We start from the raw sequence: 26380 nt of genomic DNA on the forward strand, positions 1-26380 counted from the left end.
AAGATGAGCACCGCCACCGAGCCGGTCACGGCCGGGACAACCACCGACACGGCCACTGCGGCCGCACCCGGCCCGCGCACTGCGGCCGTCGCCGCCGTTGTGGTCCTCGGCTCGCTGATGACCGTCCTCGACACCACGATCGTCAACGTCGCCCTCAACCGCCTCGCCGGGGACTTCGGTGCCCCGCTGGCCACCATCCAATGGGTCACCACCGGCTATACCCTGGCGCTCGCCACCGTCACGCCGGTCACCGCCTGGGCGATCGGACGGTTCGGCACCCGCCGCCTGTACCTGATGGCGCTCACCCTGTTCGTGCTCGGCTCGGCGCTGGCCGGCGCCGCCTGGGACGCCCCCTCGCTGATCGCCTTCCGCGTCCTTCAGGGCCTGGGCGGAGGCATGGTGATGCCGGTCGGGATGACCGTCCTGGTCCGCGCCTGCGATCCGGCCCGCACCGGCCGCACCATGAGCGTGCTCGGCATCCCCGTCCTGATCGGCCCGCTGGCCGGGCCGGTGCTCGGCGGCTGGCTGGTCGACGAGGCCTCCTGGCGCTGGGTCTTCCTGGTCAACCTGCCGCTCGGCGCGCTCGCCCTCATCCTCGCCGCCCGGCTGCTGCCCCGCGACGGCGGCGGCACCCGCCGCAGGCTGGACCTGCCCGGCCTGCTGATGCTCTCCCCGGGCCTGGCCGCACTGATCTACGGGCTGGGCGCCGGGCACGGACACCTCGCCGCGGCCGGCAGCCTGCTGCCCATCCTGGCCGGCGCGACCCTGGTCGCGGGCTTCGTCGTCCGGGCGCTGACCGTCGGGGAGCCGCTGATCGACCTGCGGCTGCTGGCCCGGCGCGCCTTCGCCGGGCCCGCCGCCACCATCGCCCTGTTCGGCTGCGGCTACTTCGGTTCGATGCTGCTGCTCCCGCTCTACTACCAGCTGGTGCGCGGTCAAAGCGCCACCGACGTTGGCCTGCTCGGCATCCCGCAGGCGCTCGCCACCGGCATCACCATGCAGTTCTCCGGCCGGCTGTCCGACCGCTTCGCCCCCGGCCGGATCGTGGTCACCGGCACCGTCCTGGCCGCCACCGGCTTCCTCGGCTTCACCGTCCAGGTCGCCGCCGACACCCCGTACCCTCACCTGATCGCCGCCCTGGCGGTGATGGGGACCGGCATCGGCATGACGCTGATGCCGGCCATGGCGGCCGCCACCCGCAGCGTCGCCCCGACCGAGGTCCCGGCCGCCACCACCCTGGTCACCATCGTCCAGCAGGTCTCCGGTTCGGTCGGTACCGCCCTGATGTCCGTCCTGCTCACCGGGGCCATGGCCGACCGGCTGCCGACCACGGTTGCCGGCGGGGAAGCCGGCGGCGCACTGGCCACCGTGCAGGGCCTGGACGGCGCCGCGCGGGCCGCGCTCGCCCCCGGCCTCGCGGACGCCTTCCGGGACACCTACGGCTGGGCCGTCGCCCTGCTCGCGCTCGCCCTGCTGCCCGCACTGTCGCTCTCCCGCCAAGCCCCGGGCGGCGGCGCCGCCGGGAGCGCCAAGTCACGCCGAGTGCACACCTCCTGACGAACTCCACCAAACCCCCATCGAGCCTCCCCCACCCCGTACGCGGATTTCGCTACCGGTGGGGGCCGGCCCATTCGGTCAGCCCGGCCGGCAGCAGGTGCGCCTGGCCGCGGGTCAGCGAGCGCTGCGGGTTGAGGACCGCGACCGGCGCGCCCTCCCCGCCCAGCAGCGCCACCTTGCCCGCCCGGCGCGGATCGTCCAGGCTCCACCCGGCCGTCGCCGTGATGCCGTGTGCCTGCGCGAGGTGGGCGATCGCCCGTGCCACCCGCGGACGGCCCACGGCCTCCTCCCGGGCCGCGGTCGCCGCCGCGGTGCCGCGTACCGCGGCCTCGGCCTTCATCGCCTGGAACCGGTGCTGCTCCCGGCTGACCTCGTCCAGGCCGCGGATCTGGGCCCGCCGGGCGTCCAGACGGCGCTGACCCGCCTCTCTCTCGCTCTCGCGCTACCGGGCGGCGTTCCCCGCCTCTGTTCGGGCTGCGAGACTGTGATCATGACCCCTGACCGTCGCAACCTTGGCCTGCCTGCCTTCTCCGAGCCCGCCACCGACGCTCCCGTGCCCGCCCAGTCCGGTGGGCGCCGGCTGTTGCCGGTGGAGCAGGGCGCGAACTTCCGTCAGCCGCCCGGCGAGACCACGCCCGTCCCCTCCCCGGCCCGGCGCCTGCGCGCCGTCGGCGGTCTGACCTTCTCCGACCCGGACCGGCAGATCTGATCGGCTACGGCTGGATCGCCAGCAGCTTCAGTGCAGGAGCTGCGGCCAGCTGTGGCCAGCGCCTCACTGCTTGCTGTCGCGGGATGGCTGCCCCGTGCCGGCCTGATGCTGGCCGGGACACTGCTCGTGGGCTGCGCGGGCGCGGCCACCATCGCGCGCTGGTGCCGGCCCTGTGGCTCGCCGCGGTGCTGGCTGCGGTCATCGGACTGTGTGCGGGCGTCTTCGACAGTCTGAACAACGCCCTCATACAGACCGCGGCGGACCCGGCCTGTCCCGGCCGGGTCACCTCCGTCGTCATGCTCACCATGGTCGGTATCGCCCCCCTCGGCTACCCGCTGGTCGGTGCCGCCATCGGGGCCTGGGACGCCGCCCCGGTATTCGGAGCCTGCGGCATCTTCGCCAGCCTGGGCGTGGCCATCGCCCTGGCCTCCAACGCGGTGCGCCACGCCGAACTGCCCCAGCCGAGGGCCAGGCGTGACCGCCTGAGCAACCCAACCGCAGCCCAGTGAACCCAGCCCCGTTGGATTCCTGACTGGCCAAACGCTGCCCGGAAGCCTCCCCACTCTCGAACCGGAACCGCCAAGGCGGTGCCCGCCCGCAGGGGCCGAGGGGAAAGCAGAATCTGACCGGCGTGCTCGAAGGCAACAGTGCGTGGCCCCTCAACAGCCCCCGCACCAGACTGACCTACGGGCTCAAGATCCCAAGAGACAAGCGGAGTCGACCGGCCGGGCACCAGCCTCACATGTTTTCACGCCGCACGGCATCCCCGCCCGAGGCTGGCAGCGCAGCCCGGGAGATGCGGTGGCCTTGCTCGCCTACGCGGCATGCCTTGTCCCTACGCCCGTGGCGCGCCATGCCACCGTGCGTCCGCGCCTGGTGCTTAGGGTGGCCTCAGGAGGTAGGGAATGCGGGTAGGACTGCACGCGCTCGGCATCGGTAACGGTGCCCGCCCTGAAGTGATCGCGGCCGTCGCCACCGCAGCGGAGTCGCATGGCTTCGCCAGGCTGTGGTGCGGTGAGCATGTGGTGCTCGTGGACACGCCCGCGTCCCGTTACCCCTACTCCGCGGACGGCCAGATCGCCGTGCCCGCGGACGCGGACTGGCTGGACCCGCTGCTCGCCCTGAGCTTCGCCGCGGCAGTCACCAGCCGGATCGAGCTCGCCACCGGCGTGCTCCTGCTGCCCGAGCACAACCCGGTGGTGGTCGCCAAGCAGGCCGCCACCCTCGACAGGCTTTCCGCCGGACGGTTCAGCCTCGGCATCGGAGCGGGCTGGTCAGCCGAGGAGTTCACCGCCCTCGGCGTCCCCTTCACCGGACGCGGACGCCGCACCGACGAGTACCTCACCGCGATGCGCACCCTCTGGGCCAAGGACCCCGCCTCCTTCACCGGGGAGTTCACCCGCTTCGACGCGATCCGGGTCAACCCAAAGCCGCTGCGCGGCGCCCAACTCCCGGTCGTGGTCGGCGGCAACAGCAACACCGCCCTGCGTCGCGCGGCCACACTCGGCGACGGCTGGTACGGCTTCAACATCCCCGTCGCCGACGTCCCCGAACGCATCGCCGTCCTCGTCGACGAGTGCGCCCGACGCGGCCGCACTCCCGGTGAACTCACCATCGCTGTCGCACTGAGTGACGGCCACCCGGAGCATCTTCCAGAACTCGCCGCAGCCGGCATCACCGAGGTCGTCGTCGTCGGAGCGCCCCCGCCGACCCCTGACGCGGCCATCACCTGGGTCGCGGAACTCGCCCGGACGTGGATGCCCCCGGCCGAATGACCAGGGCACCACGCCAGGCGCCAGCGCCAGCCTATTGTTTTCACGCCGCACGGTGTCCCCGCCCGGGGCCAAGATGACTGACCTGCGGCCCCAGCAACGGCCCGACATCGCCATAGCCTGCGCGGTTGCATTCGCACATGTCGCCTCGCCGTGGCGCTGTTGACCACGGGCGGGAAGCCGACAAATCACACCACGGTCAGGCGCGGTGAACAGCAGACCCGGCAGTCCGGACTGAGGAACGTCTCCCGGGTGAACGCCTCAAAGTTGCCGGCGTAGATGGCCTCCCACAGGTCCTCGCTGTACTCGTGCACGCACACCCGATCCTCCGAGGAGGCGTCCTCGACAGTGAAATAGGGGAAGCTGTGCCGGGCGGCGGCGATACGGGGGTCGGCGCCGCAGATGAGGTTCCCCCGAGGTGCGGAAGGTTGCCGGAGATGGCCTGATGGGCCGTGAGAAGGGAGCCTCTGTCATGGCTGCACCGATGAAGTACCCGCCCGAGTTGCGGCAGCGGGCCGTTGCCGCGTACCGGGCTGCCGATCCGAAGCCTGTGATCCGTCAGATGGCCCGTGACCTCGGGGTGCATCACGAGGCTCTGCGCAACTGGATCCGCCAGGACGAGGCGGACCGGGGCGAGCGCGACGACCGGCTGACCACCGTCGAGAAGGAGGAACTGGCCGCTCTGCGCAAGGAGAACGCCGAGCTTCGCCGGTCCTGCGAGATCCTCAAGGCCGCCTCGGCTTTTTTCGCCCAGGAGCTCGACCCGACCCGGCGACGGTACTGAAGCTCATCGACGAGCACCAGGACCGCTTCGGGGCCGAGCCCGTCCTCCGGGAACTGCACATCCCCGCCTCCACCTACTACCGCTGGCGCCGCGACGTTCACGCGCCGTGCGAGCGCAGGCGCCAAGACACCGAACTGACCGAGCAGATCCGCCGCGTCCACTCGGACTCGGATGCCACCTACGGTTCCCCGCGCGTCCACGCCGTCCTGCGACGCGAGGGCACCCACGTCGGCCGTAAAAGGGTCGAGCGTCTGATGCGCGAGGCCGGGCTTCAGGGCGTCAGCCCGCGCCGGCCCCGCTCCTTCACCCGCCGCGACCCGGCGGCCGACCTCGCCCCGGACCTGGTCCAGCGCGACTTCACCGCGAACGCACCCAACCGGCTGTGGGTCGCGGACATCTCGCTGGTCCCGACCGGTGAGGGACCGTGGTGGCTGGCCACGATCCGCGACGCGTTCTCCCGCCGGATCGTGGGCTGGCACACCTCCGAACGAGCGGACGCCGACCTGGTTCTCACGGCACTGGAGTACGCCCTCCACGGCCGCCCGGTGGAGCCGGGCAAGCTGATCCATCACAGCGACCACGGCTGTCAATACACATCCATCAAGCTCACAACCCGATTGCTCAAGGCAGGAATTGAGGCAAGCATGGGCACCGTCGGCGACTCGTTCGACAATGCCCTGGCCGAGAACTTCTGGAGCGTGCTGAAGACCGAGTGCGTGCGCCGCACGACCTTCGCGACCCGCACCGACGCCGACCTGGCACTGTTCGTCTATATCGACGGGTGGTACAACACCCGGCGCATCCAGAAGCGTCTCGGCTGGCTCAGCCCCGACGAGTACGAAGCCAAGCACTACGCCGACCAGGCGACGGCCGAACCAGTGGCCATCGAGCCACCCACACCCGCCCTGACCAGCTAATCAGCACCTCCCACACACCGGGGGAAGCTCAAGACGGCAACGGCCGGGTTCACCCACAGCCGGACGATGCCGTCGGCCCGCCCGTCCAGGTGAACGAAGCGGTGCTCGGCAAACCAGTCCAGCTCCGCCAGCATCAGCGCCTCGCTCCGGTCGTACAGCGCGGCCATCTCCCCCAAGTTCAGCCGCACTGGTGCATCACCCTCAAGGTGGCCGACCAGGTAGAACACGGTCCGGGAGATCTGGAAGTCCGAGCGCCGCGAGCGAAACCGCCTGCCGTCCGCTGTCCGCTCCGCACGGATCTGCCTTTGGTGCAAGTGCATCGCGGCCAGTCCGCCCGGCCCGGTGCAGATCGGCCGCTCGCACGTGCATTCCGCTGCGTTCACGGACCTACCGCCCCACCCTGCACCGGGTACGAGCCCTGGGCGGGTGCCCCCCGACAGGGCCGCCGGCTGGGGAACCCGGACACCGTCGGCCGCACTGCCCGCACGAACATCCCCCACCAGCCCCTCGCAGGCGCTCCCCGGCTCAACCTGGGGTCCCGGCCCGGCGCTGATCCCCCACGGCCGTCCGTCAGTGACCAGCCACCCGTTGATGATCAGCCGTTCCACCGCGAAGGCCCAGACCCTCTTGTCCGCCACACGGCCAGGACGAGGCTCGCACCAGCCGAAGTGGGCGGCGACATCGAGGCGGGACGGCTGGTGGCCGTGCTCAGCGGCGAACGCCGTCACGAAGGCGACTGCCCGCTCACCTCGGTCAGGGTTCTCCTGCTTCAACTGCTCGTACGCCCCGCGCAGGCCGCGGGCGAGGGACAGTCGCCGTCGGCCCGTGCCAACTGGAGCGAGGAAGGCCCCTCGTACGTGCTTCTCGAACCCAGGCTCCGTGGAACAGATAGCGCAGTTGGTGATGATCCGCGCCCGGGCCGACTCACCCGGCGGCGCGGTCTGCGTCCAGCTGACCCACCGCTCCTCGGCCGGCTGGGCACTCCTGCGACGCTGCTTCTCCCGCGACACTGATCGCTTCCCCTCGTATCCGCCTCCGGAACCGCGCCACCCTCCCACCCGGACCGCAGGCCCCACCACGTCGTCCGCAGCCAGATCAGCCGCCCGGGTGACCCTCACCACCATCAACCACCCTCCTGGAGCAGTGCCGGCCAACGACCGAGTCCGCCGCCAGGCCGACCGCCCCAGACCCGCTTCGGCACCATCTCCGGCCTGCAGCCCTTGCGCGCTTTGCCAGTTCTGGCCATGGGTACGGTCGGCGGTATGGACGGCAGCGTGGAGAAGCCCGCCGCAGTGGGCGCCGGTGCCCGGCCGGGCACGCCGGGTACGGTGCTGATGGTGGTACGCGGACCCAGTGGCGCCGGGAAGTCGAGCACCGCCACCCGGATCCGCTCCGCGTACGGCCGCGGCCTGGCGATCGTCGGGCAGGACCTCCTGCGCCGTGAAGTGCTGCGCGAGCGGGACGTTGCCGGCGGCGCGAACATCGCCCTGATCAGCCTGATCGCCCGGCACGCCCTCGACAACGGCTTCCACGTCGTCGTCGAGGGAATTCTGGACGCCGGCCGGTACGGCGCGATGCTCACCGATCTGGTGGCCGGCCACCGCGGGCGCAGCTTCCTCTACTACCTGGACGTCAGCTTCGCCGAGACGGTGCGGCGCCACGCCACCCGGCCGCTGTCCGCCGAGGTAGGCGCCGAGCAGATGGCCGGCTGGTACCGGCCACGGGACCTCCTGTCCGGCGGCCTCGAACACGTCGTCGGAGAGGACAGCACCTTGGACGACACTGTCGCCCGGATCCTGACCGACACCGAGCTCACCCCACCGGGCTGGACACCACGCCCCTGAACCGCCAGCCGGTCCAGCCAGGTCACCTGGTGAGCAGTGCCCATCCGACGGGGCCGTGGGCGACGGCGTCGTCCTGGGCGAGCTGCTCCAGGGCCAGCCACACCGCCGCGATCGGCCGGGAGATCTGATGGGCGATCAAGCCACTTGTGAGGATGGCGGGCGGATTGCGGTTGGCCTCCATCCAGGCGGTGACCTCCTTCACGGGCAGGTCGCCGGTGTGATGGTGGCGGCTTCCGAGGGCGAGCAGGACATCGTCCAGACGGGCGCTCCAGCTGCTGACCGCCTGGTCCGGGTCGTGCTGGCCGTCGTACTCCAGCGGGCGGATTGCCGCCGCACGGTCCAGCAGCGGGGCGAGCACGACCGAGGAGGTGCGCAGGGCCGGGCCCGCGATGTAGCCGCTGGTGCGGTCGGTCGCCGTGTCCACCAGGGTTGTCAGGACCGCGCGGGAGGCATCGGCGATGGCCACGCCCCTGGAGTCGACGCGGTAGCCGTCGGTGGCCGCGTGGCTCAGGAGGATTCGGGCCCGCAGGGCGGTCGTTTCGGCGAAGTCCCGGGCGAGTTCGGCGAGCGCCACCGTGTCGCGGGCTTCGGCCAGGCCGAGCACGACGGTGCCCGGGCGCATGTCGCTCTCGCGGCTGGCCGCGATGTCGTCACTGGCCTTCTGCCAGCGGGCAAGTTCCTCGTGGGCCTGCTGCTGGGCGGCGTGGATGCCTCCCCAGGTGGTTGGGTCGGCGGGGCGGTTGATGACGGCAAGGTCGTTGACCAAGTCGTGCAGCGGGGCGGTGGAGATGTCGGGGGGGCATGCGGGCTTCCCTCCGTGGGCGGGTTGGCTCGCCGGGCGCAGGGGCGGCCGGCGGGCCGGGACTGGAACCGGGCAGTCGCGCAAGGCACCGACGTCAGTGGTGACGGAAGTGCCCCTGGAGCCGGAGGACTTCGGCCTGCCAGTGTTCGTCAGCCTCGCCGGTGCCGGCGGGAACTTGCCGCCCGAGGCGGGCGGCCAGATCCCGGTAGAGGCCGGGCGTGGCAGTGTCGGCGAGGGCCAGAACGGAGCAGAGCAACGGTTCCTCGGCCCGGGTGGCGTCCTCGATCCCCAGGAGCACCAGAGCCCGGGCCGTTGAAACCCTCAAACCGGGTCCGGCAACCGTCTCCCCCACCCGCGTCCTCCGTGGGCGCAGTTGCAACGGGTGTCCGGAGCCGGGGGCTTCCTGCCGGGTGGAGCTGGTGGCGACGGACGGTCTGCCGGGCGGCGTCACCATGCTGTTCCGTGCCACGGAGGAGGAGGTCGTTCAGGTCTGGGAGCGGCGTTGGCCGACCGAGTTCGCGCGGATCCGTGGGTCCTGGAGCGCCGGGGGAGTGCCGAACGACCGCGAGCGTCGGCCCGACTGCTGCCGGTAGGTCTATCGGAGGTGTCCCGGACCACAGGTGGTTGCGGGCTGGGCTTTCAAGGACGGGCGTGGCATCAGTCGTCCCCGTACTCCACAGTCTTCCACCCCTCGGGCATCTCCCGGACCTCGAACCCCGGCGCGAGCACCTGGTGGACGTAGGAGCGGTCGGCCCAGCCGGTGAGGGTGCTGTGGACGGTCGAGATGGTCGGCTCCCGCGGATTGTCGAAGAGCACCACCGGCTCCAGCGGGGAGCTCATGATCGAGCCGGAGTCCTCGGGGATCGGCACCCACCCGACCAGCGGGACGACCATGATCTGTGAATCCCCTGGGGAAGCGATCGCCACCCGCCAACCGTTCGGCGCCGCCACGAACCCGGCGAGCCCGCTCTCGTTCATCATGACCATCAGCCTGGCCCCGTACCCGTCCCCGCGTCCTGTCCTTCTCCGTTTTCGCCTGGCCGGCCAGGCGAAAACGGAGTGAAAGGGTCAGGCGGCCACCTCATCCGTTCAGGTCAAGTGCTTGATGACGGCCCGGCCGGCGCGCAGCAGTGCCTCGTCGTCTTCGACGCTGTGGAATATTCCGCCGCTTCGGCAGGTGAAGGTGAGTTCCGCGTGGATCCGGGGAAGGGCGGGCGCGGCAGCGCATGTCCAGCCCGCGCAGGGCTGGTGGGGGGTGCGGGGGGAGGAGCCCCCCGCTGGTAGGCGGGTCCAGCGCCGCCGGGCGCTGGCCACGGGTGCGGGGGCGGAGCACGCCGTGCCTGGCCATCCACTCGGCTGCAGTCCGCGGCGGTTCTGCCGTTGCCGCCCGGTCCCGGCCTGGTTGGCGGGGCAGGCGGGGGTCCCGGGAGAGGGAGACCGAAGGGGAGGGTCCGGACCGAGCCGGTTGCTGACATGACGACGGCCGGGCTCCTCCTCTGGAGTGCCCGGCCGTCGCTTGACCTGTGCTGATGCAGAGTGAGGTCACGACGGTGATCCAGGTCACCAAGATCGCCGATATGCTCTCATGCAGGCGCTACACGACGCTGATGCGGTAGCCGGAGTTGGGGCCCGGGTCGGCATCAAGTTCATTGACACCGAGGGATGTTGGGGTTCCGGTCGACGGTGTTCGCGTTGTTGTCGACGTATCCGGCGAACGTCCAACCCGGTGAGTACACGTAGTTCGAAGCGCCCGGGTACCAGACGTAGGTGACGCGGTACCAGGTGTCTCCCCAGTTGCCGATGCTCTCGCCGACCTGCCAGCAGTCGGCCCAGATCTCGGAGCCCGGGGGCAGATCCGCCGCGCCGGTCTTGCTCGAGGTGTTGGGGTTGTTGTAGATACCGACCCAGTTGCTGGTGGTTGTTCGGACCCAAGCGGAGGCAGCGGCGCTGTCTGCCCCCGAAATCACCACACCAGCGCTGATTGCCAAGGCCGCCGCGACTGTTCCGGTGCGGCGTCCCACCTTGATCCTCATACGTTGCTCCTCGGTGTCTGGCGCGAGTAGTGCGCTTCGCCGGCACGACGGCACCCGCCGCACCGGATTACCCGTCGTGGCCCGGCCGTTGGCCGGACCTGTCTCGTCATCGGAGACCGGAACCTGCAAGACGCCTGCTTCCGACGGGCCGTGCCCGATGGGGCACCCAGCGGAAGCGGTTGCCCAGAGGCTGTGGGCAGGCGTCTTCGAGCTGTCCTGGTACCGTGCCCGTCCCCGTGCCCCAGGTTGGCAGACCAACACCCGGATGAGGAAGGAGGAACCCCATGCGGAGCGGTAGAACGTCGCCCGCGACGGGATTGTCAGCCACGCGCACCGCGAATCGGCGGACTTGCACCTGAGACGGGTGAGATACCACCAGGTCCAGTGGGACCGGCCACGAACCCGCAGGACAACCGGTGGTCCCCGCGACGGAACGCCCCCGTTTTGCCAGAAGGGTTGAGACGAAGTGGAAGATCGGGAGCACGCAGGATCTGGCGAGTAGCAGGCCAGCGGGCCGAGCGCTCGTCCGGGGGTTGAGGAGCATTCGACCGGAAACCGGTGCCCGTACTCCTCTGTGACCGACCGCTGGAGACAATGTCCGCAGGGCCGGACCCGCGGTCGGGGGGTTCGGCCGTCCCGGTGTCGTGCGGGACGGCCGGCGCAGTCTCGCCGGGTCGAAGTCGAGGTCGAGGTCGAGGTCGAGGTCGAGGTCGAGGTCGAGAGGGAAGGGGGTGGTAAGGGCGGTGGTCTCGCCGACCCCGACTACCGTGTCGTGCGCAGTGTCTTGCAGGCCGACGCGATGGAGGCCGGGATGGTCAGGCCGAAAAGTCCCCGATGAACGCGTCCAGGCCCCTGGACAGGTCCAGTGGCTGTACTTCCGGTTCCCGCTCAGCCTCCGCGAGGTCGAGGGACTGATGCTCCAGCGCGGTGTCATCGTTTCCCACGAGACCGTGCGTCGGTGGTGCCTGAAGTTCGGGCAGGTGTACGCCGATGGCCTGCGCCGCCGACGACCCGCGGCCGGGGACAAATGGCATCTCGACGAGGTCTTCGTCGTTCAGCGGCATCTCCCCTCACTTCCGAACCCGACGACACCTGATGACCGCCGTCGGACACCGCCTCGAAATGACCCTCCGCTTCACCGTCTAGGACCAAATCACCGGCAGCATCGGCCTGCCCGCTGCAGCCTGAACCAGGACCCGGAACCCGACCCCACCACACCCTGGCGACCCGTCAGACCATCACCCGCCCGTCAACGTGACAACACCCGCGCTGGGATGCCTGTGGAGCGGAGGAAGCGTCATCGAACTGTGATGGTCGGCTGTTGGTGTTTCGGTGACCTGTTTTGGTTTGAATTGTCTGTCAGATCTGATTGGCCATCTTGGTCGTTTCGGCTTCGTGGTGTGGGGACTTGAGTGTAGGTCACAGGCCTGATGTCGGTTGAGGTGGGGCTTTGACGTGCTGGATCCCGGTCGATAGCGTCCGCTTGGCTTTCTCTTTGCCGGCGCGGGGGGCGGCTGGCGTCTCCCGGCTGGCGTTTTACCGGGAGTTTTGAATGCGTACTGTTAGAAGACTGGCTCTGCCTCTGGGCGTGGCGCTGGCGATACCGGTGGTGGCCGGTTCGATGCCGGTCGCGGCGACGGCCGCGGAGGCTTCGGCGCCGGTGGCGGTGGAGAACTTCGCCTACCCGGACGCCGCGAAGATCCTCGCCGAGCGGAACATCACGCTCAAGAGCGGCGACGGGCACATCGTGCTCGCAGACTGCACCGCGGGGCCGGGGCAGGTGCAGCTCTACAGCCGGGCGGCGAACCCGAGCGAGGTCTGCTTCAAGATCAACGGTCCGGCCGGGTACCTGGCGTTGGAGATTCCGAAGATCTACAACATCAAGGGCGACGACCACACGGTCAAGGCGACGGTCAGCACCGACGGCACCACCAGCACGATCGACCTGGCCAAGAACGTCTGGACGCCGGTCGGCGAGGGCGGCACCGCGGGTAGTGAGACGACGCTGCTGGAGCTCAACGCCACCGGCGGGCCGGCCGCGCCGGCCAACACCGACTTTCCGGCCGTCGGCACTGTGACGGCCGGGCAGGCCGGACGCGCGGATGCGCGTTCCTGCACGGCGACGCTCGTCGACCGCAACTGGGTGCTCACCGCCGCCGGCTGCATCGGCGGGGTGTCGGGCGCCCTGGCGGCCGACACCACCGCCACTGTCAGCGGCCACACCGCCACCGTCGCCGAACTGGTGACCCGCTCCGACCGTGACCTGGTGCTGGCCCGCCTGGCCACCCCGATCGACGGCGTCACCCCGGCGGCCCTGGCCACGGCTGCGCCCACGAGCGGGCAGAGCCTGCGGGTGGCCGGCTTCGGGCGCACCGCCACCGAGTGGGCGCCGCTGAAGCCCCACGCCGCCACCCACACCACCGGCACCGTCGCTGCCACCACCGTCGACACCACGCCGGCCGCCGGAAACGCGGCGGTCTGCCAGGGCGACGCCGGGGCGCCGCTGCTGCGCGACGCCAACGGCACGAGCGAGGTCGTCGCGGTGGCCTCCCGCTCCTGGCAGGGCGGCTGCCTGGGCACCCCCGCCACCGAGACCCGCACCGGAGCCACCTCCACCCGCGTCGACGACGTCGCCGGCTGGGTCCAGCAGGTCCGCGCCACCGCGCTCGGCTGGAAGACCCAGGCCCTCGTCAAGGGCGACACCGGCCTGTTCCAGGCCACCCGCCTCTACGACGGCACCTGGACGCCCTTCGAGGACGTCCAGGCCAAGGCCGGCAACATCGGCGGGGTCAAGGCCGTGTCCGCCGCCGGCATCAACGGTGACACCCACATCGTCGCGCTCGGCGGTGACGGACACCTGCACCACACCATCCACACCCTGGCCGGTGCCTGGGGAGGCTTCGGCGACCTCAACACCAACGTCGGCGACCTCGGCAGGATCACCCAGGTCTCCGTCTCCTCCACCGGCGCCAACCTCCAGGTCGTCGTCCTGGCCGACGGACAGCTCTTCCACACGATCCGTTCCGCCGACGGCACCTGGGCCGGCTTCAGCCCCGTCTTCTCCGTCGCCGGGTCCCTCAACGGTGTCACCGCCGTCGCCGTCGCCGGCACCGGCAACGATCTGCAGGTCGCCGCCATCGCGAACGGCCGCGTCTACCACACCGCCCGCATCGGCTCGACCGGCGTGTGGGGCGCCTGGGGCGCGGTCGCCGACGCCGCCGGTGACACCGGTTCGGTCACCTCCGTCGCCATGGCCCGCCAGGGCAACGACATGAACCTGGTGGTCGTCACCGACACCGGCGCCCAGTACCACACCGTCCGCTTCTCCGACGGCACCTGGCAGCCCTTCGGCCCGCTCACCAGCGTGCTGGGGCAGGTCACCGCCACCTCGGTCAGCGCGGCCCCCGTCGACGGCGACGCCCAGTTCGCCTTCGTCACCAGCGACAACCGCGTCATCACCGTCGGCCGCCTCGCCGACCGCACCTGGAGCGCACCCACCGCCCTCAACCTCCAGGGCGTCAACGGCAACCACACCGGCACCGCCATCGCCGGCACCCTCTAAACGCAGCAACCGCCCGACAACTCCCGGTGGGGCCGCGGCCGGATCGTCACGGCCTCACCGGCACACCGTCCCGCCTCGGGATCCCCGGGGCGCGGTCGGCGCCCGTCCAATCTCCGACTCCGGCCGGATCCGCTTGACCCAGCGGGTTGGTGACAGGCCGGGACGGACGGCCGACGCACGACCAATGACCACCTGCCGCCTCGCCTGCTCCAGGTGGGGCGGCAGGTCCTTGTGGTGCGGCGGTTCGAGCCCCACCACGTGTTCTCCGAACGTTTCCAGGGCCGTTGGCGCGATGACCTACGGCCGTGCAGCACTTCGGTGCCCGACAACAGAATGGGATTGCGAATTCCGATGAGGGTGTCATTGACCCCACGGGCCACAAGGTCGCGCCTCGCGGCCGGGCTCGTGGTCGGAGGCCTGCTGACAGGCCTGCTCACCGTCCCCGCTGCGGCGGCGGACATACCGCCGGCGACCGGGCCCAACCCCGACCGGGTCAGGACGGTTGCCGCCTGGCAGTCCGGCGGCCCTGCGGTGCGCCAGGCCGCTGAGAACGCGCTGATCGGCTCCGACGACGACCTGAAGAAGTTCCTGGCCACCGGTCAGGCGGCCGCGGCCGACCAGGACCTGCGGACGCAGATCGAGGAACTCGTCGCCAAGTCCGGCCCCGGCGTCCGCGAGGCCGGCACGGCCGCGCTCAAGGGATCCGCGGCTGACCTGCAGGCCTTCCTCGACAAGGGCGTCAAGAAGGCCTTCGAGGACGACCAGCGGGTCCTGCTGTCGCAGATCATGGCGGCCGGCGGCCCCGGTGTGAAGGACGCCGCGGGTAAGGCCATGGACGGCTCCCTCGCGGACGTAACGGCATTCCTCAATGAGGGCCAGTTCAAGGCCAGGAACGACGACGACCGCGTCCACCTCTCCCAGCTGATGGCCTCCGGCGGTTCGGAGGTGAAGAAGGCCGCCGGCGCCGCGCTGGACGGCTCGATGGACGACGTCCAGCTGTTCCTCCAGTACGGCTACCAGACGGCCGCCGCGCACGACCAGGAGACCCTGACGGTCTCCCAGCTCGCCGACCTGACGACCAACGCCTCCACCCAGGCAGGGCAGCAGGCCCAGACCGCCAAGGACGCGGCCGGCAAGGCACTGGACGCCACCAAGCTGGCAAAGGAGGCCGCCGAGCGCGCCGCCGCCGAGACCAAGGCCGCCCAGGGCTCCGCCGGACAGGCGTCCAACGCCGCCGGCCGCGCCGCGGACGCGGCGAACCGGGCCGCGAACGCCGCCCAGACCGCCTCGAAGGCGGCGAAGGCCGCCAACGAGGCCTCCCGCCAGGCCGCCAACGCCGCGGCCGACGCCGCGTCGGCCGCCACCAAGGCCGGCGACGCCGCCGCCCGGGCACTGGCCGCCGCCGGCGGGGCAGCCGGCGACGCGAGCAAGGCCGACCTGGCCCGCAACGCTGCCGTCACCGCCCGCAACGCCGCTTCCGACGCCCGCACCGCGGGCGAGGCCAGCCAGTGGGCTGGGCGGGCCGCCGCCCAGGCCGGCATCGCCGCCCAGGCCGCCGCCTCCGCCGGTATCAACGCCCAGGCCGCCGCCGACGCCGCCGCAGAGGCCGCCGGCTACTCCGGTGAGGCCGGCGGCGCCGCCGACCGCGCCCGCCAGGCCGCCGCCCGCGCCAGGAGCGCGGCCGCCGAGGCCACCCGCGCGGCGAAGGCAACCCTCGCGATCGCGAACCAGGCCGCCGCAGCAGCCGGCGACGCCCAACGGGCCGCCAATTCCGCCGCCGCACACGCCGACGCGGCCGCGGCCGCCGCAGACGAAGCCGCCAACCACGCCGGCAACGCAGGGACCTGGGCCAACACCGCCCAAGCCGCTGCCACCGCCGCCAGCGCCGCCGCCGACTCCGCCGCGAACTCTGCCGAACAGGCCCACAAGATCGCCGACGTCGCCCGCGCCAGCGACACCGAGCGCCTCACCGCCCAGCAGGCCGCCGAGATGGCCGCCGCCGAGGAAGCCTCCCGCCAGGCCGACCAGAAGGCCAAGACCGCCGCCTGGGAATCCGGCAAGGCCACCCAACTCGCCGCCGACACCGAGCAGCTCATCAAGGACGCCACCGCCGCCGGCACCGACGCGAAGACCGCGGTGCTCAAGGGCCGCCAGGCAGCCCTGCGCCTGATGGCCTCCGCCGGCCCGTGGACCAAGGCCGCCGCCCAGAGCGCCCTGGAAGGCGACGACGACACCGTCCAGGTCTTCCTCACCACCGACCTGACCACCGCCCGCAGCTACGACGACCGCACCAGCGCCCTCGCCATCGCCCAAGGCCCCGGCAAACTCGAGCTGCGCCTGGCCGCGGAGACGGCCAGCGTCGGCACACCGGAGCAGGTCCGCGCGTTCCTGACCACCGGGCAGTACCCGGGCAAGGACGACGACGACCGCGTTCAGCTCTCCCAGATCATGGCCGCGGGCGGCCCGGGCGTGAAGGAGGCCGCCGGCAAGGCGCTCGACGGCACCATCGACGACGTCCGCGTGTTCCTGACCACCGGCCAGTACAAGGCTCGCCAGGACGACAACCGCGTCCTGGTCACCCAGGCGATGGCGACCGGCGGCCCCGAAGTCCAGGCAGCGGCCCAGGCCGTCATGTCCGGCCCCACCGACCGCCTCGAGCCGTTCCTGCAGTCAGGCCTGTTCAAGGCCCGCGAACGCGACGCGCTGACCGCCACCCACGTGGCCACCATCACCTCCTACCTGGCCACCATCGACGGTTCCGTCGCCCAGGCCCGCCAGTACGCCTACCAGGCCGCCCAGTCCTACGCCGACGCCCGCGGCGCCGCCGACGAAGCCGCCGGCTACGCCAACCAGGCCCGCACCAGCGCCACCACCGCCGCCGACTGGGCCGCCAAGGCCGCCGCCTCCGCCCAGGCCGCCCAGGCCTCGGCCCAGCAGGCCGCCCAGTACGCCAAGCAGGCCCAGGCCTCCGCCGCCTCCGCCACCGACGCCGCCAGCCGCGCCAGTGCCTCGGCCGCCGCGGCCGCCGGCTATGCGGCCAAGGCGAGCAAGTTCGCGGCCGACGCCAAGACGGCCGCCGACCAGGCGAAGGCCTCGGCAGCCGCTGCTGCCAAGAGCAGGGACGAAGCGTATGCGGCCGCCCGGGAGGCCGCGCAGCTGATCATGTCGAAGCAGCAGACGGAGGATGTCACCCGCCAGGCCGTCGTCTCCGGGACAGCCGGTACCAACGGAGACGAGCGCGCCTACTACGTCGAGGTCGTTGAACGGCCCGGCTTCCAGAAGAAGGTCATTGCCGACAACCTCGAGCGGTGCGATCACGGCACCATGGGGGTGACAGACAGACTCGTCTACGGCGACGGCAATTGGCACAAGAACGATGCGGGAGTGCTGGTCTGCGACGTCACGACCACTGCCCAGTTCACCGGCACCGTCGACTACCTCATGCGGACCTGCCCCGAGCCCGGTCTGACGGTCGAGCAGTGCAGGGGCAAGTACAGCGTCTGGGACACCATCGTGCTCAGCAGCACGACCCTGGACCGCAAGACGGTCACAGCTACCATCCAGGTGACTCGTGAACAGTTCTTCGCCAGTGGTGCTGCCCCGGTCTGCTTCCTCGAAGTCTGCTACAGCGGCGCCGGGGCAGGCTTCCTGGCCAACGTCCTGTACGGCGACGCCATCGAATGCATCAACCACCCCGGCGCCACGGCGGCCTGTGGATTCGCTCTCGCGAACCTTCTCCCCGCCGCCACCGTTCTCAAGGGTGCGAAGGCTATAGCGGCATTCCGCACCGCCACCGCCACCGGCATCGGCATCGCCGAAGCGACAGTCGCACTCGACGCCGCACTCGGGGCGACAAACCAGGCCCTCGTCAAGAGCCTCACCGCCACAGCCGGACTCGTTACCAAGGCCCGAGACAGCATCAGGACCGGCGTCGGCATGGAAGCCGCCCTCAAGGCCCTGCGAGATGACCCCAACGCCGGACACGGCCTAATCGAACTCCTGGAAAGCGAGGGACGGTACGCGACGGCTTTCCGTGCTGCCTGTCCGGACATCCCGCTCCCGGGTAACAGCTTCCCCGCAGGAACCCGAGTCCTGATGGGCGATGGCACCACCCGCCCCATCGAGACCATCGGCGTCGGTGACCTCGTCGCTGCGGCGGACCCCGTCTCCGGTGTCAGCGGTCCACGGGTCGTGACCGACACCATCTACACCCCGGACGACCGCGACTTCACCGAACTGGCGATTAGCCAGAGCGATGGCAGTTCAGGTGCGGTCACCGCGACCGACCACCACCCGTTCTGGCTGGACGCCACCCAGGCCTGGACCGACGCGGCAGCACTTCGCGTCGGCGACACGCTGCGCACCGACGACGGCGCCACCGTCCAGGTCGCCTCCATCCGGCACTGGACCGGCCTCGAGCCCGCCTACAACCTCACCGTCGAGGGCCTCCACACCTACTACGTCCTAGCCGGCGATACGCCGGTCCTGGTACACAACGCCGCCCCGGCGAACTGCGACAAGCTGATCTGGGAGATCCTTAACAAGCTCCCGATCAGGCTGAACGGCATGGGGCCGACCACCGGCCAGCCCGTGCTCAGGACCTCGGGCGGAATCGCGGGACGATGGGGTGGACTCGTCTACAGCGGAACGACCCTGGGTGGTGACAAGGATCTGGTCACCTCCATTTCCAACTGGCTCAAGAGCCCCGAGTCGGGCGCGCCCAGGAACGCGGCGACGGTCTACCCGTCGGCAGACCACGTCGAGGCGAAGGTCGCATGGGAGATGGCTAATAAAAAGGAGACCATCAAGAACGCGGAGGTGGTCATCAACAACCAAAAGGGGGTGTGCAAGGGAGACGGTATGACCTGTGATGACGTTGTTCCCTTCATCCTCTGCAGCGGCCAGACACTGGTGGTTACATATCTGAACGAGGATACTGGTATGCTGGCCGATCCTCACCTGATCGCTGGACAGAGGAAATGCTGATGATCCTTCGAATCACTTACGGGGATGACAGGGCGTTCCCTGCCACCCAAGCGGAAATTTCTCAGGCGATCGCCGATGCCATTGAGTACAGCAGCTCCGAAAACGAACCAGTGTCGTTTGTTCTCATTGAAGCCCCGGCCAAATTCCCGGCTGCGTACCTTCGTGCGTCGGTCAGTGCGGATCGTGCCTGCGGTGCACTCATCTGGTTCGCGAGCGAGCACCTGCTGGACAAGGGTGGAATCTACAGCAGCATTTGGATATCCGAAAACCCGGAGCCGCCCACCGTTGACCCCGATGTAATCGCAGACGCCTACACGGGGCGGCGACACGACCCTGCCAGCACCATCCCGATTCATCGCATCGTGGCCGCCATCGAGGAATATTGTATGGCCGGGACCGGCGAGCGGCCTTGCTGCATTGAGTGGGTGACAGGGGAGCCGAATGGCCAGCGACACGACAGGCCAATAATCGAAGACTGATAAAATGTTGAAATTGGAAGTTTGCCCATCTTTGTGTGCAAGCTGAGAATTTAGCCGATTTTGGCACGGAATCCCATAATGGCTGGAGTTTGCCGCTAATTGGTGGTGAACTCCAGCCATTTCACTGTTCTCGCAGCGGTAACCGCCGGTGGGCATCGGGCCGGTTCGTAGCTGCGAGCGCGGCGCCCTTCTCGTCCAGACGCCCGGCCCTGGTGCTCAGCCAGGGCCAGGGCCGGGTCCGGGGCTGCTCGAGGCGCCAGTAGTGCGGGATGCCGGCCGCGGCGTACATCGCGGACTTGAGTACGGTGTCGGCCACGCGCGTGCACGGCGTGGTGACTTCGATCGCTATCAGGACGTCGCGGCCGTGAAGGGTGAGGTCGGCCGTGGCGGCCGCGTTGGCGTCGGCGACCACCAGGTCCGGGATCAGCAGCCCGTCCGGGACGACCAGGTTTATCGCCGTCAGGACTTCGAATGGGGCGGCGCGGGCCCCGATGGCGGCGTCCAGGAGTACGGCCAGGCGGGAACCGGCGCGCTGGTGGGGAACATCGGGGTGGGGACTCAGCAGAAGGACACCTCCGAGGAGTTCGACCCGGTGGTGGGTATCCTCGGGCAGAGCCAGGCCGTCGTCCACGGTCCACGGCCTGACTCTGTTCACGAGAACGTTCTCGTGAACAGAGTCAGTGCGCCGGATCTGCTGGCAGGGACGCCGTCCCGCCCACGCCCGACGTCTTCAGCTGGCCGAGACCTGAAGCTTGTAATCGACGGAGACGGCAAAGGATCCCGATGATCCCCTGATGCTCAGTGTGTGGCTGCCAGGTGCCAGCGGTTCCAGTTGTACCCAGAGGCCGCAGGCCCGGGTTAGGAAGCGGCCCCCGTCCTGGGTGAGCGGGTTGCCGTCCACAGCACTGATCTGCACGGTTGTCGCTTCGTATCGTTCGAGTTCCAGAGCTTGGTCGTCGAGGATGGCACTGCCCTGCGCGGAGGCCATGAAGGCGGTGCAGTCGCCTGTTTTGCCGTATGTGTTCACCAGTGGGAAGGCCACTGGCACCGCTGCAGGTACTGTGCACGAGCGCGTCACGGTCCCGCCAAAGGTGCCGGCGAGGAACCAGATGCCGGCTGTCTGGCCCTGAGCGCACAGGTGGCCGTCCTGATCTGAGACAGGGTTCGAGTCACTGACACTCGAAGCTGCCCAGGTCCACCAGTGGCCCTGCAGATCGGCGGCGCTCAGTTTGGCTCGCGTACTCGGAGTACCTCCTGCGGGCAGCGTAGGAGCGGTCGCCGCCTTGGTCGGGGAGCTACTTGTGTCCGCCGTAGAAGACGGGGCAGACGTGGCGGAGCATGCGCTGACCAGAACCGACGCGCTGATCAGCAAGGCTGTGGATCTTCCAAGATGCATGAGCGAAGAGTACGAGCCGGGTCTCCGTCCGCTCCGCCCGCGCGGGGGGTGTACTCGGCCGCCGGCCTGGACGCCGACGGCTGCTACGCGTCGGCTTCTGCCTGTTCCCGGACCGCCGGGTACTCCTCGAGCAGACGCTCGTAGAGTGCGGACCACCGGATCTGCTCCAGCACGATGTCGGCGACCGGCTTGGCCGCCTTGTAGGCGCTGCGGCCCTTGTCCTGCCTGTCGAACGGCATGCCGCCGGGGCTCCCGATCTCGCGACGGCCGAGGTTGGCCATTACCTGCACTGCGGCGCGAGCCCGCACCATGCCGCGGTCTTGCGGATCTGCCGGGACGACGAATTCGGCGAGCTGAGGGTTGCCCACCCAGGCGCCGGGTGTCATGCAGATCCGCCAGGCCGCGGCAAGCTGCTCGGTGGTGCGCAGCAGGTCCACCCAACGGTGCAGCATCTCCGTGTCCCAGTGCTGGACGAACCAGCTGCCGTGGTGGCTCCACACGGCCTGTGCCGACGTCCCGTTCACGAAGACGCCCGGGGGCTGCTGGGCGTCGAGGCCGTAGGCGGCGCGGACCACGGCCATGGCCTCCTCGAAGGTGTGCTGCGTGGTGTCGATGATGATCTGCACGACCGGCCTCCCCATGCCTCGCTCTGGTCCCCGATGGACTCATGGTCCATTTTGGTGATCGGGTTGTCCCCCGAAATGGGCTATGAGTCCATTCCCCAAGGCGCCTGTAGAACGGTGCCGGCGCCCAGGCCGGGCTGGGCCGCTTGATGGCAGTTCCTCCCCGACAGCAGCTGACCGGGCACCGCGGCCGGTCAGCGGTGTCGGAACTGCTGGTGAAGGCGGAGGATTTCGGTCTGCCAGTGCACGCGGGTCTCGTTGGTGTTGGTGGGTACCTGTCGGCCGAGGCGGGCGGCCAGTTCACGGTAGAGGGCCGGGTGCTCGGTGTCGCCGGCGGCGAGCAGGGAGGAGAGCAGCGGTTCGCCGGCGGCGGTGGTGTCTTCTACCCGGAGCAGGACCTGAAGCAGGTCGTCGGGTGGAGGTCGGGCAGGGCACTGCCGAGGTGGCGGCTCAGGTGGGACCAGGAGGTGGCGGAGCGCTCGCGGGCGGCCTTATTCAGCGCGCCGCGTACCGCCGAGGTCAGCCGGGACCGCGGGGACGGAGCGCCCCGGGGGCCCGGCCGCGGGAGGCACCGGGCTGGGCCCTTTCGTTCCCGGGTCAGTGAGAAGTCGGCGACGAAGTGGGGGGCATCAGGCAGGGTGTCCTGACCCGGAAGAGGAGAAGTCCTCCAGTCGTGGTCTCGACCGTGACCAGGTACTGGCTCGATTCCTGCGATGCGTCGAGGACAGTGTCCACCTTGCTGCCGGTGGTCTCGCGGTAGCCATCGATCTTGAAGCCCTGCTGTTCGAGCATCGCGCGGACCTTGCGGACGGCCTGCGGGTGCTGTTCGAGCGGGGCGGAGCTGTAGGCCACGTACGTCAGCTTGTACCGGCCGTCCTCGCGGACCTCGTCGTTCTTGCCGACACAGTTGCTGAATTTCGGTTCGGCGCTTCCGGCATCGAGGGTGGCTCCGGCAGCCTGCGCCATGTACTCGGTCATGTGCTGGGCCCAATCCTGGGCGTCCCGGCGAGCTTTGACGGGCAGTGGGTCGTTCGGGCCGGGTGTGGACATGCATCCTCCGAGAATCAGGGGCAGGCAGAGTGCTAGCGCGGCAGCACCCAGGCGCCGGGCTCCGACGGAGCGTGCGGCGGGTCGTGGCAAGTAGGGCATGGTGAAATCCTTGTGGCCGGGGCGGTGTGAGGACCAGGCGCAGCCGGACCGTGGCCGGCCCGGCTCCGGTGGTCACGGGGGAGGCTGCCGGGCTAATCGTGGTTTTTGGGAACCGTGGCCGGGGGCTTCCCGACGATGATGCGGCCCTGATTGTCGAGGCTTTTGCTGCCGGCATCCCAATACCCGCTGTGCCCGGAGGTGTCGACCTGGAAGTTCTGCCCGCCGAACGGGGTGTTCATCGGGTCGTCGCCGAGGATGAGTCCTGTGGCGATTTTGATGTTGTCGTCTGCTGCTCTGCCGGTCCAGAAGTGGTTGGGGTCGATGTGGAGCTGGTCGGCACGCTGGACGGTCATTCCGGGGCTCGCAACGGCGACGATGTCGTCGGCTCCCAGCCCCTGCCCTCCTGCGGCAGCCGCACCGACGAGCGTCGTCCCGTAGCTGTGGCTGAAGACCGAGAGGTGGCTGTGGTTGCCGACGCCGTCCTGGGCGACCCGGGTGCCCTGGGTGAACTGACGCAAAGCCGCAGCCCCGTCCTCGGCCCGGGTCGTCCCGACGACACCGAAGTTCGCCTCCTGCACGACCGGGATCTCAGGGGCGTCGTACCCGAGCCAGGAGATCACCGACACCTTCTGGTTCGTCCCCTTCGACTCCTCCTTCGCGGCCTCCTGCATGCTGTTGACGCGCTCGAGCTGGCCCCCCGTGCCGGCGATCGTCGTTCCCGTCCCCGGCACCAGGACCGCGGTGTGGTCGGCGGTATCGGGATTGCCCATGGCGATGACCGCCTTGCCGTCACCACCGTAGGACTTGGAATCGCAGGAAAGCAGGAACAACTGTTTGTCCCCGACCGCGCTGTCGTGCTGGTCGAGCTGCTCCTTGAGCTTCATCAGATTCTGCTCGCGGATGTTCCACTCCCCCTCGTCGATTCCGCTTCCCCGCGCGGTACCGGACCTCAGCCCGTCCAGTTCCTGGTCCAGGGCCAGCCGGTTCGCCTCGTCCCGGACTGCCGAAGGCAGACCGTCCAGCTGCCCCACCTTGTCCGGGTAGAGCGCGAGATAACTGCTCTGCTGCTCCGGGGTCAGGGACTTCCACCAGTCGGCGGACTTCTGCGGGTCCTTGTTGTCGGGGACGTACGGATCGGCGAGGCCGAGGTCCTTCGCCACGTTCTTCACGTCGGTGGCGGTCTCGGCGGTGGAGCCGAACGTCCTCGGCCTGGTCAGGATGTCGGCGTCGAGGCGCCCGAGGGCATGGTCGCCCTTGTCGCTCGCCTCTTTCGCGTCGGCCAGCGCCTTGTTGATCCGCCCCTGGGCCTGCGTACACAAATCGGCCAGCGCCTTGCGCTCCGGGTTGGACCTGGCCTCGGGGTCGTTCTGCTCACCCTTGCTCAGCGCCGGCAGGTTTACGATCCCGTCGGCGCCGACGGTCAGACCCCACTCCTCCACGCGGTGCACAGCGTTCTTCAGATTGGTCTGCGCCTGATACATCCGGTCGGCGACGGTGTCCAGAGTGAGCGCGACAGCGGCGGACTCGACCCGGACGATCTCCAGGATCTGCTCGGTTCGGCCCAGGGTGTAGAACGCCTTCTGCGCGTCCTCCCCTTCCCAGTTCCCTTTTCTCAGCGGCCCGTTCACCTGGTTGCGGTGCCGGCTGTCGGCGGCCTGGGCCCCGTTGGACAGGGCCCGCCAGGCCTTGGCAGCGTCGTGCAGCCCGGTCGGATCGAACCGGAGCAGCAGCTCGTACAGGTTCACTGGCCCGGTTTCTCCCATGCCTCGCCGATCCTCTGCTGCTGCCACACGTCGGCGTTGGCGTTCTCGTTGCTCGTGTAGGCCTGCGCCGTGGCGGTGAGGTTGTCGGCCGTCTTCTTGAGACGGTCGCCGACGCCCGCCAGCACGGGTGCCCAGTTGCCCGCCACCTGGCCGAGCCGGGCGGCCACCGACCAGCCCGTCAGCTGACCGGAAGCTGTCTGGCTGGTGGTGACGGCCGCTTGGCAAGGCTTCGCGAAGTCCTCGCTGATGGCCCGGGCCACGCCTGCGGAAATGCGGATCTCACCCGGATCGACTTTCAGATGCCCCACTGCTTTCCCCTCCCGACAGATCTTCAGTCAGCAGGGAGCCTATTTCGGTAATCAGCCGATCTCTATCCGTGCAGATACTCAACCGCTATAGGGCAATTAGTCTGGTTCTAGCGATATGGTTCCTCTGCATGGCTTTGTTCATGTTCAGCAGCAGCGTTTGTTCACTGCTTGCGGCGGCGGAGGCCGGGGCGGCCGCGAGCACCGCTCCCGACATGGCCAGGGCCAGGGTGGCGCCGATCGTGGCGGCCTTTCGGGTGACGGAACGCACGGGGGTCCTCCGGACTGGTGCGGGATCGATGGATCAGCGCCCCCACCCTCGGGCTCCGCCGCGCCCGGCAACCCGGACGGGCTGGGGTGCCTCGGCTGGATCGCCATCGTGATCGTCGCATTCTTCGTCCTCGCCATGTGCTCGCGCAACGGCGGCTGAGCATCGGCGCGCTGCGCTCTCCGGACCGGGCGGCCGGATCGTCCGCCTGCCCATCGGGCGGGACGGGGATCGGCCGCTGGCGGACAAGCCGAACCACCTCAACCGACACGTCCGTACGTCTGGAGAGCGCACACTGATGCGGCCAGCGCTCCGGGACCTCACAGCCGGGGTGCCGGCCTCCGCCATCTCAGGCGCTGCCGGCATCCCGAATTCCGAGCTCCGCGCGTCGTGCAGGACGGCACCGATGCCGAGCGCGAGCGGGCCGCCGCCGAAGTCGCGGCCGCCGAGGAGAAGCGGCACGGCTCATAACCCCGTCTCACCCCGGCGTAGGCCGCTGACCTGCGCTGGGGGGTTTCGCCCGGGGCGTTGGTGAGTTCCGGGCACCGGCCGGTGAGTTTCGGCTGTTGGCGCAGGTCGGCGGCCGGTGAGTACGTCCGTAGATGGGCCGTCCGGGCGGTGGCCAGGTTCAGCTGGAGTTGCTGGCCGAGCGCGGGCCGCTCGGGCCGGTGTGGTGGCGCTACGGCCGCCCCGGCCGGCACTACCTCACCGAGGCGCTCGACAACCCGGACAACCGCGCCGCCTACGACCGGCGCCAGGCCGCCCGGGACGGTGGTGAGCAGTTCGGCGGTGGCCGGGTTCTCCTCGGCGGCCGGTCGCGGGTCTGCCGCCGCGCCGCGCATCCCGGCGGCCCCCTTGCCGACCGGGACCGCTGGCAGCCGCGGGAGGGAGCACCGGCGCCGTCGCCGGGCTCGTTCCGTCCGTCCGGACGCCGGACCGGCGTCCGGACGGCGGGTGGGTGGTGGGCGGGTGGGGGACATGTCCCCCACCCGCCCTACGATGCCGATCATGAACGAGGATTTCGACACGCGAGGAAACAAGGGTGCGGCCGGGGCGCCGGCCTGCCCGGAGTGCGGCGCGGCGCTGCGCATCGGCTCCGGCAGGATGGCGCGGTGAACTTTTTCCTCCGTCGTCAGCAGCCCCTCTCACCGCCTTCCCCTGGCGCGGACGCCCTGGAGCGTGTCCGGCTGCTGGTCGCTGGTGAGCGGGCCGCGGACGGAAGTGCGCTGGAGGAGTTGACCGCCGCGCTGCTGGAGGTCGGCTCGACCGGAAGCGCTGAAGACTCGTTCGAGGCGCTGCGCACGCTGACGGAGCGTCCGGTACTGCTGCTGCGCCTGGACGCTTTCATACGGCGGGAGTGGTGGCACCCGACGCGTCCCACCCCGCGGCCCGTCGAAGCCGACCCGGTCGCGCTCGCTCTCGCCGCCTCGC

At 70.1% G+C, this 26380-nt stretch carries 24 protein-coding genes and 2 pseudogenes; 12 read left to right on the plus strand and 14 right to left on the minus strand.

What is annotated here, in order from left to right; translation table 11 throughout:
- The first annotated feature begins 3 nt into the window (after nucleotides 1–3).
- Nucleotides 4–1557, plus strand: coding sequence for a DHA2 family efflux MFS transporter permease subunit (locus tag A6F73_RS36800; protein WP_063352652.1), 1554 nt, complete (start codon nucleotides 4–6; stop codon nucleotides 1555–1557).
- A gap of 52 nt (nucleotides 1558–1609) precedes the next feature.
- Here the strand turns inward: A6F73_RS36800 and A6F73_RS36805 are convergent, their stop codons facing one another.
- Nucleotides 1610–1897 carry a hypothetical protein gene (locus tag A6F73_RS36805; RefSeq protein WP_063352653.1) on the minus strand — a complete coding sequence of 96 codons (288 nt, stop codon included), beginning with the start codon at nucleotides 1895–1897 and terminating at the stop codon, nucleotides 1610–1612.
- A gap of 150 nt (nucleotides 1898–2047) precedes the next feature.
- Here A6F73_RS36805 and A6F73_RS36810 point away from each other — a divergent pair, with 150 nt between their 5' ends.
- From A6F73_RS36810 to A6F73_RS36820, 3 genes and pseudogenes are all read left to right on the plus strand, one after another.
- Nucleotides 2048–2266 (plus strand): hypothetical protein, encoded by a 219-nt coding sequence (locus A6F73_RS36810; protein WP_063352833.1) that lies wholly within the window; start codon nucleotides 2048–2050, stop codon nucleotides 2264–2266.
- 2 nt (nucleotides 2267–2268) lie between these two features.
- A pseudogene (locus tag A6F73_RS36815) lies at nucleotides 2269–2752 on the plus strand (MFS transporter); the annotation flags it as partial.
- Between the two features lie 419 nt (nucleotides 2753–3171).
- Nucleotides 3172–4041, plus strand: coding sequence for an LLM class F420-dependent oxidoreductase (locus A6F73_RS36820; RefSeq protein ID WP_063352654.1), 870 nt, complete (start codon nucleotides 3172–3174; stop codon nucleotides 4039–4041).
- A gap of 185 nt (nucleotides 4042–4226) precedes the next feature.
- Here A6F73_RS36820 and A6F73_RS44305 read toward each other — a convergent pair whose 3' ends face one another.
- Nucleotides 4227–4352 carry a hypothetical protein gene (locus tag A6F73_RS44305; RefSeq protein WP_279634979.1) on the minus strand — a complete coding sequence of 42 codons (126 nt, stop codon included), beginning with the start codon at nucleotides 4350–4352 and terminating at the stop codon, nucleotides 4227–4229.
- A 158-nt stretch (nucleotides 4353–4510) separates the two neighbouring features.
- On the opposite strand from A6F73_RS44305, the gene A6F73_RS36825 reads away from it, so the two are divergent.
- Nucleotides 4511–4822, plus strand: a complete 312-nt coding sequence (locus A6F73_RS36825; RefSeq protein WP_063352655.1) for a transposase — start codon at nucleotides 4511–4513, stop codon at nucleotides 4820–4822.
- Between the two features lie 5 nt (nucleotides 4823–4827).
- Complete coding sequence (locus A6F73_RS42415) at nucleotides 4828–5739, plus strand: IS3 family transposase (RefSeq protein WP_244293865.1); 912 nt, start codon at nucleotides 4828–4830, stop codon at nucleotides 5737–5739.
- Here A6F73_RS42415 and A6F73_RS42020 read toward each other — a convergent pair.
- A complete protein-coding gene (locus A6F73_RS42020; RefSeq protein WP_159398738.1) occupies nucleotides 5736–6122 on the minus strand; it encodes a hypothetical protein in 387 nt (128 codons plus the stop codon). The genes A6F73_RS42415 and A6F73_RS42020 overlap by 4 nt on opposite strands.
- A gap of 879 nt (nucleotides 6123–7001) precedes the next feature.
- Between A6F73_RS42020 and A6F73_RS36840 the strand changes: the two genes are divergently transcribed.
- A complete protein-coding gene (locus A6F73_RS36840) occupies nucleotides 7002–7583 on the plus strand; it encodes a kinase (protein ID WP_063352658.1) in 582 nt (193 codons plus the stop codon).
- A gap of 22 nt (nucleotides 7584–7605) precedes the next feature.
- Here the strand turns inward: A6F73_RS36840 and A6F73_RS36845 are convergent, their stop codons facing one another.
- From A6F73_RS36845 to A6F73_RS36865, 4 genes are all read right to left on the minus strand, one after another.
- Complete coding sequence (locus tag A6F73_RS36845; RefSeq protein ID WP_063352659.1) at nucleotides 7606–8349, minus strand: hypothetical protein; 744 nt, start codon at nucleotides 8347–8349, stop codon at nucleotides 7606–7608.
- A 130-nt stretch (nucleotides 8350–8479) separates the two neighbouring features.
- Nucleotides 8480–8710, minus strand: a complete 231-nt coding sequence (locus A6F73_RS36850; protein ID WP_159398739.1) for a hypothetical protein — start codon at nucleotides 8708–8710, stop codon at nucleotides 8480–8482.
- Between the two features lie 332 nt (nucleotides 8711–9042).
- Nucleotides 9043–9366: a hypothetical protein gene (locus A6F73_RS36860; protein ID WP_159398740.1), complete on the minus strand. Its 324-nt coding sequence runs from the start codon at nucleotides 9364–9366 to the stop codon at nucleotides 9043–9045.
- A 665-nt stretch (nucleotides 9367–10031) separates the two neighbouring features.
- Nucleotides 10032–10418, minus strand: coding sequence for a hypothetical protein (locus tag A6F73_RS36865; protein WP_159398741.1), 387 nt, complete (start codon nucleotides 10416–10418; stop codon nucleotides 10032–10034).
- Between the two features lie 866 nt (nucleotides 10419–11284).
- On the opposite strand from A6F73_RS36865, the pseudogene A6F73_RS43775 reads away from it, so the two are divergent.
- The 4 genes and pseudogenes from A6F73_RS43775 to A6F73_RS36885 all read left to right on the plus strand — a co-directional run.
- Nucleotides 11285–11470 (plus strand): annotated as a pseudogene (locus A6F73_RS43775) (IS6 family transposase); the annotation flags it as partial.
- Nucleotides 11471–12006: 536 nt separating this feature from the next.
- The gene (locus A6F73_RS36875) at nucleotides 12007–13980 is read left to right on the plus strand and encodes a trypsin-like serine protease (protein WP_063352665.1); all 1974 of its coding nucleotides are present in this window, start codon (nucleotides 12007–12009) and stop codon (nucleotides 13978–13980) included.
- 405 nt (nucleotides 13981–14385) lie between these two features.
- Nucleotides 14386–18966: a polymorphic toxin-type HINT domain-containing protein gene (locus tag A6F73_RS36880; RefSeq protein WP_063352666.1), complete on the plus strand. Its 4581-nt coding sequence runs from the start codon at nucleotides 14386–14388 to the stop codon at nucleotides 18964–18966.
- On the plus strand, nucleotides 18966–19445 hold the full coding sequence (locus A6F73_RS36885) for an Imm1 family immunity protein (protein ID WP_063352667.1): 480 nt from the start codon (nucleotides 18966–18968) through the stop codon (nucleotides 19443–19445). Before A6F73_RS36880 ends, A6F73_RS36885 begins: the two co-directional genes overlap by 1 nt.
- 121 nt (nucleotides 19446–19566) lie before the next feature.
- Here A6F73_RS36885 and A6F73_RS36890 read toward each other — a convergent pair whose 3' ends face one another.
- The 7 genes from A6F73_RS36890 to A6F73_RS42030 form a co-directional block, all read right to left on the minus strand.
- Nucleotides 19567–20100 (minus strand): Uma2 family endonuclease, encoded by a 534-nt coding sequence (locus tag A6F73_RS36890; protein ID WP_063352668.1) that lies wholly within the window; start codon nucleotides 20098–20100, stop codon nucleotides 19567–19569.
- Between the two features lie 75 nt (nucleotides 20101–20175).
- Complete coding sequence (locus tag A6F73_RS40105; RefSeq protein ID WP_244293841.1) at nucleotides 20176–20493, minus strand: hypothetical protein; 318 nt, start codon at nucleotides 20491–20493, stop codon at nucleotides 20176–20178.
- 431 nt (nucleotides 20494–20924) lie between these two features.
- Nucleotides 20925–21467, minus strand: coding sequence for a hypothetical protein (locus A6F73_RS36895; protein ID WP_063352669.1), 543 nt, complete (start codon nucleotides 21465–21467; stop codon nucleotides 20925–20927).
- Nucleotides 21468–22061: 594 nt separating this feature from the next.
- Complete coding sequence (locus A6F73_RS36905; RefSeq protein ID WP_079136590.1) at nucleotides 22062–22442, minus strand: hypothetical protein; 381 nt, start codon at nucleotides 22440–22442, stop codon at nucleotides 22062–22064.
- Nucleotides 22443–22705: 263 nt separating this feature from the next.
- Entirely contained in the window at nucleotides 22706–24358 is a 1653-nt protein-coding gene (locus A6F73_RS36910) for an alpha/beta hydrolase (protein WP_063352672.1), read from the minus strand.
- The gene (locus tag A6F73_RS36915; RefSeq protein WP_159398742.1) at nucleotides 24355–24684 is read right to left on the minus strand and encodes a hypothetical protein; all 330 of its coding nucleotides are present in this window, start codon (nucleotides 24682–24684) and stop codon (nucleotides 24355–24357) included. Before A6F73_RS36915 ends, A6F73_RS36910 begins: the two co-directional genes overlap by 4 nt.
- Nucleotides 24685–24769: 85 nt before the next feature.
- Nucleotides 24770–24952, minus strand: a complete 183-nt coding sequence (locus A6F73_RS42030) for a hypothetical protein (RefSeq protein WP_159398743.1) — start codon at nucleotides 24950–24952, stop codon at nucleotides 24770–24772.
- 1109 nt (nucleotides 24953–26061) lie between these two features.
- Here A6F73_RS42030 and A6F73_RS36920 point away from each other — a divergent pair.
- The coding region (locus A6F73_RS36920; protein ID WP_159398744.1) for a hypothetical protein at nucleotides 26062–26380 on the plus strand (319 nt) is incomplete at its 3' end.

This window comes from Streptomyces sp. MJM8645 (assembly GCF_001625365.1).
Taxonomy (GTDB): domain Bacteria; phylum Actinomycetota; class Actinomycetes; order Streptomycetales; family Streptomycetaceae; genus Kitasatospora.

Bases quoted from the DNA above. Each gene is read 5' to 3' on its own strand.
- A6F73_RS36800 (WP_063352652.1), top strand. From the start codon at position 4: ATGAGCACCGCCACCGAGCCGGTCACGGCCGGGACAACCACCGACACG.
- A6F73_RS36805 (WP_063352653.1), bottom strand. From the start codon at position 1,897: ATGAAGGCCGAGGCCGCGGTACGCGGCACCGCGGCGGCGACCGCGGCC.
- A6F73_RS36810 (WP_063352833.1), top strand. From the start codon at position 2,048: ATGACCCCTGACCGTCGCAACCTTGGCCTGCCTGCCTTCTCCGAGCCC.
- A6F73_RS36820 (WP_063352654.1), top strand. From the start codon at position 3,172: ATGCGGGTAGGACTGCACGCGCTCGGCATCGGTAACGGTGCCCGCCCT.
- A6F73_RS36825 (WP_063352655.1), top strand. From the start codon at position 4,511: ATGGCTGCACCGATGAAGTACCCGCCCGAGTTGCGGCAGCGGGCCGTT.
- A6F73_RS36840 (WP_063352658.1), top strand. From the start codon at position 7,002: ATGGACGGCAGCGTGGAGAAGCCCGCCGCAGTGGGCGCCGGTGCCCGG.
- A6F73_RS36860 (WP_159398740.1), bottom strand. From the start codon at position 9,366: ATGATGAACGAGAGCGGGCTCGCCGGGTTCGTGGCGGCGCCGAACGGT.
- A6F73_RS36865 (WP_159398741.1), bottom strand. From the start codon at position 10,418: ATGAGGATCAAGGTGGGACGCCGCACCGGAACAGTCGCGGCGGCCTTG.
- A6F73_RS36885 (WP_063352667.1), top strand. From the start codon at position 18,966: ATGATCCTTCGAATCACTTACGGGGATGACAGGGCGTTCCCTGCCACC.
- A6F73_RS36905 (WP_079136590.1), bottom strand. From the start codon at position 22,442: ATGACCGAGTACATGGCGCAGGCTGCCGGAGCCACCCTCGATGCCGGA.